The 12,239-nt window shown below is 63.8% G+C and carries 14 protein-coding genes; 3 read left to right on the top strand and 11 right to left on the bottom strand.

Going from position 1 to position 12,239, the window contains the following annotated elements; translation table 11 throughout:
* Positions 1-75: 75 nt before the first annotated feature.
* Both nth and BMI88_RS12085 read left to right on the top strand, forming a co-directional pair.
* Entirely contained in the window at positions 76-720 is a 645-nt protein-coding gene (gene nth / locus BMI88_RS12090; RefSeq protein ID WP_075773905.1) for an endonuclease III, read from the top strand.
* The gene (locus tag BMI88_RS12085; RefSeq protein WP_078549081.1) at positions 717-1,703 is read left to right on the top strand and encodes an adenosine kinase; all 987 of its coding nucleotides are present in this window, start codon (positions 717-719) and stop codon (positions 1,701-1,703) included. Before nth ends, BMI88_RS12085 begins: the two co-directional genes overlap by 4 nt.
* A 41-nt stretch (positions 1,704-1,744) precedes the next feature.
* On the opposite strand, the gene BMI88_RS12080 is transcribed toward BMI88_RS12085, so the two are convergent.
* Positions 1,745-2,125 carry an HIT domain-containing protein gene (locus BMI88_RS12080; RefSeq protein ID WP_075773907.1) on the bottom strand — a complete coding sequence of 127 codons (381 nt, stop codon included), beginning with the start codon at positions 2,123-2,125 and terminating at the stop codon, positions 1,745-1,747.
* Between the two features lie 11 nt (positions 2,126-2,136).
* Entirely contained in the window at positions 2,137-3,711 is a 1,575-nt protein-coding gene (locus tag BMI88_RS12075; RefSeq protein ID WP_078549079.1) for a DUF5928 domain-containing protein, read from the bottom strand.
* A 150-nt stretch (positions 3,712-3,861) separates the two neighbouring features.
* Between BMI88_RS12075 and BMI88_RS12070 the strand changes: the two genes are divergently transcribed.
* Positions 3,862-4,680, top strand: coding sequence for a sulfotransferase family protein (locus BMI88_RS12070; RefSeq protein ID WP_078549077.1), 819 nt, complete (start codon positions 3,862-3,864; stop codon positions 4,678-4,680).
* Here the strand turns inward: BMI88_RS12070 and BMI88_RS12065 are convergent, their stop codons facing one another.
* From BMI88_RS12065 to BMI88_RS12025, 9 genes are all read right to left on the bottom strand, one after another.
* Positions 4,681-5,121: a molybdenum cofactor biosynthesis protein MoaE gene (locus BMI88_RS12065; RefSeq protein ID WP_078522470.1), complete on the bottom strand. Its 441-nt coding sequence runs from the start codon at positions 5,119-5,121 to the stop codon at positions 4,681-4,683.
* Position 5,122: 1 nt separating this feature from the next.
* Positions 5,123-5,371: a molybdopterin converting factor subunit 1 gene (gene moaD / locus BMI88_RS12060; RefSeq protein ID WP_146673560.1), complete on the bottom strand. Its 249-nt coding sequence runs from the start codon at positions 5,369-5,371 to the stop codon at positions 5,123-5,125.
* Positions 5,364-5,993, bottom strand: a complete 630-nt coding sequence (gene pgsA / locus BMI88_RS12055) for a CDP-diacylglycerol--glycerol-3-phosphate 3-phosphatidyltransferase (RefSeq protein WP_078549075.1) — start codon at positions 5,991-5,993, stop codon at positions 5,364-5,366. Before pgsA ends, moaD begins: the two co-directional genes overlap by 8 nt.
* Positions 5,994-6,038: 45 nt before the next feature.
* Positions 6,039-7,097 (bottom strand): lysine-2,3-aminomutase-like protein, encoded by a 1,059-nt coding sequence (locus tag BMI88_RS12050; RefSeq protein WP_078549073.1) that lies wholly within the window; start codon positions 7,095-7,097, stop codon positions 6,039-6,041.
* 1 nt (position 7,098) lies between these two features.
* Positions 7,099-8,940 carry an excinuclease ABC subunit UvrC gene (gene uvrC, locus BMI88_RS12045; RefSeq protein ID WP_146673584.1) on the bottom strand — a complete coding sequence of 614 codons (1,842 nt, stop codon included), beginning with the start codon at positions 8,938-8,940 and terminating at the stop codon, positions 7,099-7,101.
* Positions 8,941-9,304: 364 nt separating this feature from the next.
* Entirely contained in the window at positions 9,305-10,081 is a 777-nt protein-coding gene (locus BMI88_RS12040; RefSeq protein WP_078549068.1) for an SDR family oxidoreductase, read from the bottom strand.
* Positions 10,078-11,058 carry a calcium/sodium antiporter gene (locus BMI88_RS12035; RefSeq protein WP_078549066.1) on the bottom strand — a complete coding sequence of 327 codons (981 nt, stop codon included), beginning with the start codon at positions 11,056-11,058 and terminating at the stop codon, positions 10,078-10,080. The genes BMI88_RS12040 and BMI88_RS12035 overlap by 4 nt, the downstream gene beginning before the upstream one ends.
* The gene (locus tag BMI88_RS19875) at positions 11,055-11,270 is read right to left on the bottom strand and encodes a hypothetical protein (RefSeq protein ID WP_078549064.1); all 216 of its coding nucleotides are present in this window, start codon (positions 11,268-11,270) and stop codon (positions 11,055-11,057) included. The genes BMI88_RS12035 and BMI88_RS19875 overlap by 4 nt, the downstream gene beginning before the upstream one ends.
* A gap of 4 nt (positions 11,271-11,274) precedes the next feature.
* A complete protein-coding gene (locus BMI88_RS12025; RefSeq protein ID WP_078549062.1) occupies positions 11,275-12,114 on the bottom strand; it encodes a S49 family peptidase in 840 nt (279 codons plus the stop codon).
* Between the last annotated feature and the right edge of the window lie 125 nt (positions 12,115-12,239).

Genomic DNA, 12,239 nt, shown 5'->3' with positions numbered 1-12,239 from the left:
GTCAGGCGCGCGACCCGAAAGCTGCGGTTTGCGCGCGGCCTTGCCCTTCGCGCGCGTGGCGGGCATTAGGAAAGCATGGCCAAGCAATTCGATTATGCCACGATGAAAGAGGTCTTCGCGCGGTTCGAAGCCTCGGAACCCCATCCCAAGGGGGAGCTCGAGCACGTCAACGCCTATACGCTGGTGGTGGCCGTGGCGCTGTCTGCGCAGGCGACCGATGCGGGGGTCAACAAGGCGACGCGGAAACTTTTCGCCGTGGCCGACACGCCCGAGAAGATGTTGGAGCTGGGTCTGGAAGGCGTGACCGAACATATCAAGACGATCGGTCTGTTCCGGCAGAAGGCGAAGAACGTCATCAAGCTGAGCCAGATCCTCGTCGATCAGTATAACGGTGAGGTGCCGTCCTCGCGTGCCGCGCTGCAATCGCTGCCGGGCGTGGGGCGCAAGACCGCGAATGTCGTGCTGAACATGTGGTTCGGCCATCCCGCGCAGGCGGTCGACACGCATATCTTCCGCGTCGGAAACCGCAGCGGCATCTGTCCGGGCAAGGATGTGGACGCGGTCGAGCGCGCCATCGAAGACAACGTGCCCGTCGAATACCAGCGCCACGCCCATCACTGGCTGATCCTGCACGGTCGCTATATCTGCGTGGCGCGCAAACCCAAATGTCAGGCCTGTCCGATCAAGGATCTGTGCCAGTTTGAGGAGAAAAACCTTTGAAACAGTATCAGGTCGTCGGCATCGGCAATGCCGTCGTGGACGTGATCGCGCAATGCGACGACAGCTTTCTCGAGCATATGGGCATCGAGAAAGGCATCATGCAGCTGATCGAGCGTGAACGCGGCGAGACGCTCTACGGTGCCATGAAAGAGCGCACGCAGGCGCCGGGCGGTTCGGTCGGCAACACGATCGCGGGGCTGGGCAATCTGGGGCTCACGACTGCCTTTATCGGCCGGGTGCGCGAAGACACGCTGGGACGCTTCTACGAGGCGGCGCTGCATGGCGAGGGCACGGATTTCCCGAACCCGCCGGTGAAGGATGGCGAGCTGCCGACCTCGCGTTCGATGATCTTCGTGACGCCCGACGGTGAGCGCTCGATGAACACCTATCTGGGGATCTCGGCAGAGGTCTCGACCGAGGATGTCAGCCTCGAGGTGGTGGAGAACACGCAGATCCTGTTCCTCGAAGGCTATCTCTTCGACAAGGATCACGGGAAGGCCGCGTTTCTGAAGGCCGCGCAGGGCTGTCACCGGGGCGGCGGCAAGGCGGGGATCGCGCTGTCGGACCCGTTCTGCGTCGACCGTCACCGCGCCGATTTCCGCCGTCTGGTGCGAGACCAGATGGATTACGTGATCGGCAACCAGCACGAATGGGAATCGCTCTACCAGACCGATCTGGATGCGGCGCTGGAGCAAGCGGCTAAGGAATGCGAGCTGGTGGTTTGCACGCGCTCGGGCGACGACGTGATCCTGATCCGTGGTGAAGAGCGCGCGGCGGTTCCGGTCAAGCGCGTGGTGCCGGTCGATGCGACGGGCGCGGGCGATCAGTTCGCCGCCGGCTTCCTCTACGGCTACGCGACGGGGCAGAGCCTCGAGACGGCGGGCAAGATGGGCTGTGCTGCGGCGGCAGAAGTGATCGGCCATTACGGCGCACGGCCCGAGATCGATGTGAAGGCGCTCTTCGCCGAGCGCGGGCTCATCTGAGCCTCTTGAGGCGCGCCCATGCCTAGGGCGCGCCGCCAGACTTAGCGCATCAGCAGCATCGGCCCGAGCGGGCGACCCGCGAGAATGTGCAGGTGGTAATGCGGCACTTCCTGCACGCCATTCTCGCCCGCATTGGTGATGCCGCGATAGCCTTCGCCGCCTTCGCCCGGGCTCGCGCCGGTCATCTTGCAGACCTCGGCCACGGTGCGGTGGAAATCGACGATCTCGGCATCGCTGGCTTCAGCGCAGAAATGATCGAGCGCGACATAGGCGCCTTTCGGGATCACGAGGACATGCTCGGGCGCTTTCGGGGCGATGTCGCGGAAGGCAAGCGTATGCTCGGTCTCCAGAACGGTGTCGTTCGGAATCTCGCCGCGCAGGATCTTGGCGAAGATATTCTGATCGTCATAGGTATAGGCCATGGCCTCTCTCCTCAGTCGCGGAAGATGTAGTCGAGTTCGGCCAATTCCTGCGCCATATCGGAGGGGATGTCGAGCGCATGGGCCAGCGCGCGGGCGTTGTCCTCGATCTCGCCGCCCTCGCGCATGAGCGCGTAATTCTCGAACTCGGCATCGCGGAGCCGTTCGGATTCGTGGTGCAGATCGGCGCGGATCGTCGGCAGCATCTGCTCCACCACCTGCGGCGGCGTATGCTGCCCGGCAAGGCCGACGCGCTGCGCGTGCCCCTTGAGATAGTCGTCGGAGAACTGACACTCGATCTCGAGGATGCGGGTCTGGCATTTGTCGCGGGTGAAATCCTCGATCACGTCCAGTTCGGCGGGATCGACGCAGATCACCATGCGGTCGGCGTTCTCGTGGTCGAAGACCATCCGCATCAGCGCGCGGCGGTGACGGTTGCGCTTTTCCGGGCTGGTCTCGATGCCGCCGAGATCGGGCAGAGGGCCCATCTCGTTGAAGACGTAATCGAGCGCGGGGATCGAGGAGCGTTTGCGGAACTCGGTCACCAGCCGTTTCGCGACATGCCATTTCTTGCACAGGATCAGGGTCAGCGTGCGCTCGCGGCCCAAGGTCGCCTCCGCCTCCCAGAAGCGCGGTGCGAAGCGACGGCCAATGCGCCCCCGCCCGGTGAGGAAGCGATGCAGCGCGCGGCCCTCGTTCGAGACGGCGAACTCCACGCCCTCGCGCGTCCACAGCTCGCCCAGACGCTGCTTCAGGTCGCGCGCCTCGGGGCTGATCTTGCGCGCGAAGAGGTAATCCTGCGCCAGCAGCAGATCGTAATGGTCGTTGTAGAAATTTGCGGGCATCCCGTAATCGGTGAACATCAGGAAGGTCAGCGTCCGGGTGCGGATCTCGGTCTCGGGGATCAGGTGATGGACGATGGTCTGGAAGAAGGTCTCGTCCGGGATCCAGGTCGTGCGGAAGAACCGCATCACATCGGGCCGCGCCTTGATGAAATCGAGCACCTGCTCCATCGTCCGCCGCCGCAGACACCACCATTGCGAGCCGATCATCATCTGCAGATCGCTCGGCACCTCGCGCGACAGCTTGAGTTGCTTTTGCAGGTTATAAGCGAGGTAGAACCGCTTGGGTTGATTGCGCTCGTTGAACCAGTGGCGATAGACCAGCCGGTCTTCCTTCATCCCCGTCTTGATCCAGCCCGACGATAAGAAGTCGAAGCTTTCGATGTAATCGACCTCTTCCGCATCGAGGAAGTTATGCGCGTACTCGGCCGATTTGATCTGCATGCAATCGCCCGAGAGCATGTAGAAATGGGTGGCGCGCGGGAAATCGGCGACCGCGGCTTTTACTGCTTCCAGAGTCGCGGCGACGAGGCTCCATTCGCCCCAGCCGCATTTGACGCGCTTTTTCGCGAAGGTGACATTGGGATTGGCATCGAGCGCGCTGCGCAGCTTGCGGTAATGTTCGGGCTTGGCGCGCGCGTCGAAATGGATCGCCACATAATCGCCCGTCTGCGTCAGCCGTTCCGCCTGCGCGATGATCCCGTCAGGATCCTTATGGGTCAGAAGAATAAAGGCGATTCGGGCCATACGGGAAACGATGCGATGTCACTTGCTGGTATTATCCGACTTGTTAGCCGGAATGAGCGTTGAAAAGACAGGACTTCTTTGCTCTTTACTCGATATTTATTATGTCTGCGTTACCCGGTCACGGGTATGCGACCTTCTGGAGGGCTTTGAATGGGATTTCCCGGAACCTGGATGACCGAGAGCGAAAGCATGGTGTATCGCGTCGTGCCGAAATGCGCCTGCTCCTCCATCGGGCAGATCATGTTCTATTCCGATCACGGGAAATTCTTCGACGGCGACATCCACGATTCCAAGGCCGGGCTGCATAAGTGGTCGCAGGACGAAAGCCAGACGCCGATCACCGAAAACGTGCTGGCGCACAAAAGCTACGCCTTCACCTGCGTGCGCAATCCCTATCAGCGCATCCTGTCGTCCTTCTTCGACAAGATCGCGGGCATCCAGCGCAACGGCAAACGCTATCGCGGCAAGCTGGTGCCGCAGCTGATTCAGAAATACGGGATCGAGGTCGGCTCTCCCGAAGACAATTTCGATTTCGACCAAGTCGCCTCGTTCCGCCGCTTCCTTCTGTTTGCGCGCGACACGATCCGCTGGCGCCGCCCGATGGAGCCGGACATTCACTGGTCGGCTATGTCGGGCCATATCTCGACCTTCATCGTCAACGGCGGGCGCTACGACAACATCTTCTTCACCGAGAAGTTCAACGAGGGGATGCAGTCGGTGCTCGACGCGGTCGAGACGCCGGTGAAAGTCGATCTGGCCAAGGTGCCGCGGTTCAACGAATCCGAAGGGCATGGGCCGAAGCGCGCGCATAAGGTGAGCGACTATTTCGACGACCTGTCGCGCCACCTGATCTGGGAAATCTACAAGAAGGATTTCCAGCTGTTCCAATATGATTTCGACGATCCGGACAACAAGCTGCCGATCGGAGAGGTCGATCTGGACGAGGTGCACGCCAAGCTGGGCGACTGATCACCAGCGTTTCAGCGCGTCCTCGTCTTCATCCTTCGCGGCGACCCAGGAGGTGCCCTCGGGGCCGTGTTCCTTCTTCCAGAAGGGTGCGCGGGATTTCAGGTAGTCCATCAGAAACTCGGCGGCTTCAAACGCTGCGACGCGGTGGCGTGCGGCGGTGGCGACCATCATGATCTGCTCGCCCACGCCCAGCCGTCCGTGGCGGTGGATGACGGTCACGTCCGACAGGGACCAACGTTCGACCGCCTGATCCACGATACCCGCGATCGCGCGTTCGGTCATGCCAGGGTAATGCTCCAGCTCCAGCGCCTCCATCGCGCCGGTGTCGTCGCGCACGATGCCGGTGAAGCTGACGACGGCGCCGACATCCGCGCGGCCCGTGCCGAAATCGGCAAGCTCTGCGCCCAGATCGAAGGGCTCGGCCTGAACGGAGACTTTCATCTCAGCCCCCCGTCATCGGCGGGAAGAAAGCCACCTCGCGCACGCCTTCGAGCGGCGCGTCGAACTCCGCCAGATCCTGATCGAGCGCGACGCGCAGGGCGGAAATGTCGGCAAATGCCGCTTCGTAGCGCGGCTCGCGTGCCTTCAGCTCCTCGACCAGATCGGCCACGGTCACGGCCTGCGTCTCGACCTTCTCGCGCGGCACGCCGATCCGTTCGCGGACCCAAGCGAAATAGAGCACGTCAATCATGGCTCGGCTCCTTCAGATAGGGCAGGGCCTTGCGGAAATAGTCCCAGCCGGTGATCGCGGTCAGCACGGCGGCGATCCAGATCAGCGCAAGGCCCATATGGGTCGCGATATCGGCAAGGCTCGCGCCCATCCGGATATCGCCTTCACCGGCGCGCGGGGCCTGACCCTGCTCGAGATAGGCGAGCCCGGTGCCGAGGAACAGCACGGCAATCGCCACCATCTGCGCGGTCGTCTTCCATTTGGCGAGTTTCGTGACCCGTAGCCGCCCGGCATCCGCGCCGAGGAATTCGCGCAGCCCCGAGACGAAGACCTCGCGGAACAGGATCACGGTTGCGGGCAGGATCAGCCACGGGTTCATGCCCGAATAGCCGGTCAGCACCACCAGCGCGATCACCACCATCGCCTTGTCGGCGATCGGGTCGAGCATCGCGCCGAAGCGGCTCTCCTGTTTCCACGCCCGAGCGAGGTAGCCATCGAACCAGTCGGTGATCGCCGCGCTGATGAACAGCGCAAGAGCCAGCCAGTCGGCCCAGGGGCGCGAGAAATAAAGGAACAAGACCGCCACACCGGGGGCAGCCAAGAGCCTGAGCACGGTCAGGATATTGGGAAGGGTCCATTTCATGGGAGGCAACCTAGCTGCGTGGTTCGCAAAGCGGAAGAGGGCGCGTTAACGGGTCGCGGGATCGCGATACGCATGCACCGTCCCATTGCGGTCGGTAACGCGCCAGTCTCCGGGGTTGTCGCCCGGTGTGAAGTGGTCCGAGGTGATCGGCACCTTGCCGTGCCCGCCGGGGATATCGAGCACGTAGGTCGGCAGCATCGTCCCCGAGCAGCGACGGCGCAGTTCGGCCATCAGCGCGCGACCCTCCGCGATGGTGGTGCGGAAATGCGAGGTGCCGCGCGCGAGGTCGCAATGGTGCAGGTAATAGGGTTTGACGCGCAGCTTGGTGAGGGCGCGGAACAGCGCCTCCAGCGCGTCGGCACTCGCGTTGACGCCCCGCAGCAGCACGGTTTGCGACAGCATCGGGATGCCGCGATCCACCAGCCGCGCGATGGCATCGCGGGCGGCGGGTGTGAGTTCCTGCGCGTGGTTGGTGTGCAGCACGATCCACGCGGTCGGCGCGGCGCGCAGGATGGCGCAAAGCTGTTCGGTGATCCGTTCGGGGGCGACCACCGGCACGCGGGTATGCAGCCGGATCTGGTCGAGATGCGCGATTGCGGAAAGGCGGTCGAGTACCGCGCCGAGCCTGCGCGTCGAGAGCGTCAGGGGATCGCCTCCGGTCAGGATCACCTCGCGGATGGCCGGCGTCGCCGCGATATAGTCGAGCGCCTGCGTCAATTGGTCTTCCGGCAGTGGCCCGGTTTCGCCCACCGTCTCTCGGCGGAAGCAGAAGCGGCAATAGACGTCGCAGGTCTTGGTGATGTGCAGGATCACCCGGTCGGGATAGCGATGCGTCAGACCGGGCGTTGGGGAATGCGCGTCGTCGCCGATCGGATCTTCGAGCTCTTCGGGACGTGTGACCAGCTCGGCCGCGGAGGGCACGAATTGCGCGGCCACCGGGTCGGTCGGATCGGCAATCGCCCCGCGCATCTCGGGTGTCACGCGGATGCGGAACTCTTCGGCTACGCGCTCGAGATCGGCGCGCGTCTCCGAGGCTGTGAGACCGTCGCGTTCGAGATCGGCCACGCGGGTCAGCGCGCGGGGGTGGCGGCTGTGATCGGTCATCTCAGCCCTTCTCGTTGAAGAAATTGTGGATCGTCTCGGCCATCGCCTCGGAGATGCCGTCGACCTCCATAAGATCGATCGGTGCCGCGCGGCTGACCGCCTTGGCCGAGCCGAAATGCGCAAGCAGGGCGCGCTTGCGGGCCGCCCCGATACCCGGCACCTCGTCCAGCGGGTTCGCCATCTGCGCCTTGGCGCGTTTCGCGCGGTGGGTGCCGATGGCCCAGCGGTGCGCCTCGTCGCGCAGGCGCTGGATGTAATAGAGGACCGGCGATTGCCGGGGCAGGGCGATGGGCCGCTGGCCGGTGCGGTGGAACTCTTCCTTGCCGTGGTCGCGGTCCACGCCTTTCGCTACACCGACCATCGCGACGTCGCTCACGCCCATCTCGTCCATGATCTCACGCACCGCCGAGACCTGCCCGGCGCCCCCGTCGATCAGCAGAAGATCGGGCCAAGCCTCGGATTTCCGCTCCGGGTCTTCCTTCAGCAACCGGGTGAAACGGCGGGTCAGCACCTCTTTCATCATCCCGAAATCGTCGCCCGGCGTCAGGTCGGCGTTCTTGATGTTGAACTTGCGATACTGGCTCTTGATGAATCCCTCGGGCCCCGCGACGATCATGCCCCCCACGGCATGTGCGCCCTGAATATGCGAGTTGTCGTAGACCTCGATGCGCTGCGGCGGCTTCTCCAGCCCGAAGGCTTCGGCCACGCCGGCCAGCAGTTTCGCCTGCGCGGCAGATTCCGACATCTTCCGACCGAGGCTCTCGCGAGCATTGCGCGCGGCATTCTCGACCAGCTCGGCCTTTTCGCCGCGCTGCGGGACGGTGATCTCGACCTTGCGCTCGGCGCGCTCGGACAGGAATTCGCTTACCAGTTCCTCATCCTCGACCGGGTGCGACAGCAGGATCAGCTTCGGCGGCGGACGGTTGGTGTAGAACTGCGCGATGAAGGCCTGCAGGATTTCGGGCGCTTCGGCGCCGGAGCCGGTCTTGGGATAGAAGTCGTGGTTGCCCCAGCTCTGGTTCGCGCGGATGAAGAAGACCTGCACACAGGCCTGCCCGCCCTCCTGATGGAGCGCGATCACGTCGGCCTCGGCGGTGCTGCGCGGGTTGATCCCCTGACTTTGCTGCACGTTGGTCAGCGCCTTGATCCGGTCGCGGAGCGCAGCGGCGCGCTCGAATTCCATATCGTCGGAGGCCTGCTGCATCTGCTCCGCCAGCTCGCGCTGGATCGTGGTGGACTTGCCTTGCAGGAACCGCTTCGCATCGTCGACCAGCGCTGCGTAATCCTCCTCGGAAATCTTGCCGACGCAGGGGCCGGAACAGCGCTTGATCTGATATTGCAGACAGGGCCGCGTGCGGGTCTCGAACATCGAATCCGAGCAGTTGCGCAGCAGGAAGACCCGCTCCAGCTGGTTGAGCGTGCGGTTCACCGCGCTCGCGCTCGCGAAGGGACCGAAGTAATGGCCCTTCTCTTTGCGCGCGCCGCGATGCTTCTTGATCATCGGATAGGGGTGGTCCGTCGCGATCAGGATATTGGGGAAGCTTTTGTCGTCCCGCGCGAGCACGTTGTAGCGCGGTTTGAGCTGCTTGATCAGGTTCTGCTCGAGCAGCAGCGCCTCGGTCTCGGTCCGCGTCGTGAGGAACATCATCGAGGCGGTCTCATGGATCATCCGGGCGATCCGCGCCGAGTGTCCCGAGGGGCGTGCATAGTTCGAAACGCGCGCCTTCAGGTTGCGCGCCTTGCCGACGTAAAGCACCTCGCCCTTCGCGTTCAGCATCCGATAGACGCCGGGCGAGCCGTCGAGACGCTTGAGGTAATCCGTGATCAGCGCATGGCCCGTCATCCCGTGTTGCGGGCGCGTGGCCGCCGGGGGATCGAGGGCGTCGTTGCTGTTTACGTCGTCATTCATGAGCAGGCTTCGATTCTCCCCTGTGGCTGCAACCTCGCGAAGACGTTTTCAAGGAAAAACATGTCCACGAAATTTGGGGATAACTCTGTTGGCAAACATGTGGGACCGTGGGTTCCGACCTTAATATAAGGGTTGATAGAGTGTTTGCTCATTTTTTGAGCAAGTTACGAGTGCGTTGATTTCATTGAGAAATTTTTCGCACACTCGCCAAGCTATTGAAAGGATTACTACTTTTGTGACGGTACTGTTACAAGCCGCCGCGCAGTGCACAACTTTGGCCTGCGATTCGTTTTCAGGCTCATTCCGGACCTAATACATCGGGGGTCCGCCAGCCCAAATGTTGGCCTCCATCGACGCAGAGCAACTGCCCTGTGACGGCCGGTGCGTCCATGAAATATCCCAGCGCCGCGACGATATCTGCAGGGTCTGCGCCGCGTTCGAGGATCGTCGCCGCGCGCTGCCGGTTGAAGTGCTCTTCAGACTGGCGGGCGCCTTGCAGGGTCGGGCCGGGGCCGATCGCGTTCACACGTATAGCGGGAGCCAGCGCCTGCGCACTCGTCTGCGTGAGAGTCCACAGACCCATCTTCGCGAGCGTGTAGGTCATGAACTCCGGCGTCAGCTTGCGCATCCGCTGATCGACCATGTTGATCACCAGCGCGCGGGCCTTGGGCTCCGCACCCGAGCGGTCGGCTTCCGGGGCCTGCGCCGCGAAATGCTGGATCAGCACGAAGGGCGCGCGCAGGTTCGACCCGATATGCCGGTCCCAGCTTTCGCGCGTGGCTGAGCGGATCGTGTCGTATTCGAAAATCGAGGCGTTGTTGATTAGCAGATCGAGCGGCCCGTCGAGCAGTTGCGCCGCGCGGGGCACCAATTCCGCCGTCGCGGCCTCGTCCAGCAGATCGGCCTGCACGATCTCGGCGCGCACGCCTTTCGCACGGGCCTCTGCCGCCGTTGCCTCCGCGTCCTCTGCGGATCCGTGATAATGGATTGCGACGTCCACGCCGCGCTCGGCCAGATAAAGCGCCATCGCGCGTCCCAGCCGTTTCGCGCCGCCTGTCACCAATGCTCGTTTCATGCGCTGCCTCCAATGAAGAGGGCCACCATATAGGCCAGGTACGCGGCGGTGAAAGCGATGCCGATGCCTCGGGTGATCACGCGGTTGCCGAAGATGAAGGGGGCAAGCGCGATCGAGGCCGCCGCCATCACCCAAAGGTCGACATGCAGCATCTGGCTCGGCACCGGAATGTCGCCGAACAGGCCCGCGACGCCGATGATGCAGAGCAGGTTGAAGATGTTGGAGCCCACGACATTGCCGAGCGCGAGGTCCGAACGGCCCTTCATCGCCGCGGTGATCGAGGTCGCCAGTTCGGGCAGCGAGGTGCCGAGCGCGACCAGCGTCAGGCCGATCACCGCATCCGAGACGCCCATCGCGCTTGCGATCTCGGAAGCGCCGCTGACAAGCCAGCTCGCCCCCAGAGGCAGCCCGATGAGCCCCGCGAGAACATAGAGCCCGATGCGCCAGAGCGGCATTTTCGGATCGACGCTCTCGACCTCTTCATCGGCCTCGGTCTCGGGACCGGAGCCCGCGCCGCGATTGGCACGATGGGCGCGCGCCTCGCGGATCTGCCGGAACAGGATGATGCCGAGCGCGAAGAGCAGGAGCAGCGCCTGCGCCCAGCCGATCGGGCCCATGAAGCAGACGAGGATGAAGAGGATCGTCGCCCCCATCATCAACACGAAGCTCTCGCGCGTGTCGTGCAAGTCGGTGCGGATCGCGGAGATCATCGCAGGCAGGCCCAGCACCAGCAGGATATTGGCGATGTTCGAGCCCACGACATTGCCGAGCGCCATGCTGGGTGCCTTGTCGAGGACGGCGGCGACCGAGACCATCAGCTCGGGCGCGGAGGTGCCGAAGGCCACCACGGTTAGGCCGACGATCAGCGCGGGAATGCCAAGGCGCAGCGACATCGCCACTGCGCCTTTCACCAGCAGGTCACCCGCCACGACCAGCAGTACCAGCCCGGCAATGATCTCGCCGAAATCCCAGATCATTTACGGCGCTCCGTCTTCTTCGCACTCTTGCTATTGGAGGTCGTCTTGCAGGGGCAGGGGCCCCGGCCGATTTTCGGACGTCCGCAGTCCGGACAACGCGCCGATAGCCTGCCGGGTCCGCGCGGGCCCTTGAGTTTCGGCATCCGCAGTTTGCCGAACATGGCGAGCACCGCCATGACGACGAGGAAGAGTGTCATGCCCTTGATGAGCATCCGGTTACAGCCCGTAGCGCGCCCAGAGTGCGCGCTCCTCGGTCGTGTCGATCAAAGCGCCTGCGGTGGCCGCTGCCATCTCGCCGGCGATCTGCGCGCCGAAGCGCCGGAAGATCGAGCGTTTGGGCGCGTAAGGCACGATGCGGGTCTTCTCGCCGTAGATCTCTTTCAGCTTCGGGACCGCATGGCCGAGCCCGTCGATCAGGCCGGTATTCTCGGCCAGCGCCTGCCGCCCGGTCCAGATGTCGCCGGTGAAGAGGTCGCGATCCTCGGGCAGTTTCGCGCCGCGCCGGGACTGCACATGCTCCTTGAACGAGACATGCATGTCGTCGAGCAGCTTGTTGAGCCGCGCGACGTCTTCGTCCTTCTCGGGGCGGAACGGGTCCATGAAACTTTTAGAGCCGCCTGCCGTGTGAACGCGGCGCTGGATGCCGTGGCGGTTGATGAACTCGTCGAGCCCGAACCCCGCCGAGATCACCCCGATCGACCCCACGACCGAGGTCGGATCGGCCCAGATCTGGTCGGCGGCGCAGGCCAGCCAGTAGCCGCCCGAAGCCGCGACGTCTTCGACGAAGGCATGGACGGGAATGCCTTTTTCATCCGCAAGCCTGCGGATGCGTCCCGCGATCAGCGCCGATTGCACGGGCGATCCGCCGGGCGAATTGATCAGCAGTGCGACCGCGGCCGGTTTGCCGCGCGCGAAGGCACGCTCGATGATCGGGGCCATTGCGGCGTCCGACAGGCCGGGCGCACCGGGGCGCGAGACGCCGATGGCGCCGTGCAAACGGATAACCGCGACGAAGGGCGATTTCTTGACGAAAGGGAGGCGTTGGATCAGGCTCATGTGAGGGATGTAGAGGCTCACCCCTGCCCGCGCAAGCGCAGCGATGACGGTTCCTGTCCGCGCCTGTTCGCGATTGAACCAGTCGTGACTTGCTGGCCGGGGCATGCTCGCCCCATCATCGGGGC

It is taken from the genome of Thioclava sp. F36-6 (genome assembly GCF_002020305.1).
Taxonomy (GTDB): domain Bacteria; phylum Pseudomonadota; class Alphaproteobacteria; order Rhodobacterales; family Rhodobacteraceae; genus Thioclava; species Thioclava sediminum.
Note: the sequence above shows the minus strand (reverse complement) of the source record. Positions and strands in the feature narration are given on the sequence as shown.

Coding starts and splice junctions, on each gene's coding strand:
- moaD (WP_146673560.1), bottom strand. CDS start 5,371: ATGATTGACGTGCTCTATTTCGCTTGGGTCCGCGAACGGATCGGCGTG.
- pgsA (WP_078549075.1), bottom strand. CDS start 5,993: ATGAAATGGACCCTTCCCAATATCCTGACCGTGCTCAGGCTCTTGGCT.
- BMI88_RS12050 (WP_078549073.1), bottom strand. CDS start 7,097: ATGACCGATCACAGCCGCCACCCCCGCGCGCTGACCCGCGTGGCCGAT.
- uvrC (WP_146673584.1), bottom strand. CDS start 8,940: ATGACGGGCCATGCGCTGATCACGGATTACCTCAAGCGTCTCGACGGC.
- BMI88_RS12075 (WP_078549079.1), bottom strand. CDS start 3,711: ATGGCCCGAATCGCCTTTATTCTTCTGACCCATAAGGATCCTGACGGG.
- BMI88_RS12070 (WP_078549077.1), top strand. CDS start 3,862: ATGGGATTTCCCGGAACCTGGATGACCGAGAGCGAAAGCATGGTGTAT.
- BMI88_RS12080 (WP_075773907.1), bottom strand. CDS start 2,125: ATGGCCTATACCTATGACGATCAGAATATCTTCGCCAAGATCCTGCGC.
- BMI88_RS12040 (WP_078549068.1), bottom strand. CDS start 10,081: ATGAAACGAGCATTGGTGACAGGCGGCGCGAAACGGCTGGGACGCGCG.
- nth (WP_075773905.1), top strand. CDS start 76: ATGGCCAAGCAATTCGATTATGCCACGATGAAAGAGGTCTTCGCGCGG.
- BMI88_RS12035 (WP_078549066.1), bottom strand. CDS start 11,058: ATGATCTGGGATTTCGGCGAGATCATTGCCGGGCTGGTACTGCTGGTC.
- BMI88_RS12065 (WP_078522470.1), bottom strand. CDS start 5,121: ATGAAAGTCTCCGTTCAGGCCGAGCCCTTCGATCTGGGCGCAGAGCTT.
- BMI88_RS19875 (WP_078549064.1), bottom strand. CDS start 11,270: ATGCTCATCAAGGGCATGACACTCTTCCTCGTCGTCATGGCGGTGCTC.
- BMI88_RS12025 (WP_078549062.1), bottom strand. CDS start 12,114: ATGAGCCTGATCCAACGCCTCCCTTTCGTCAAGAAATCGCCCTTCGTC.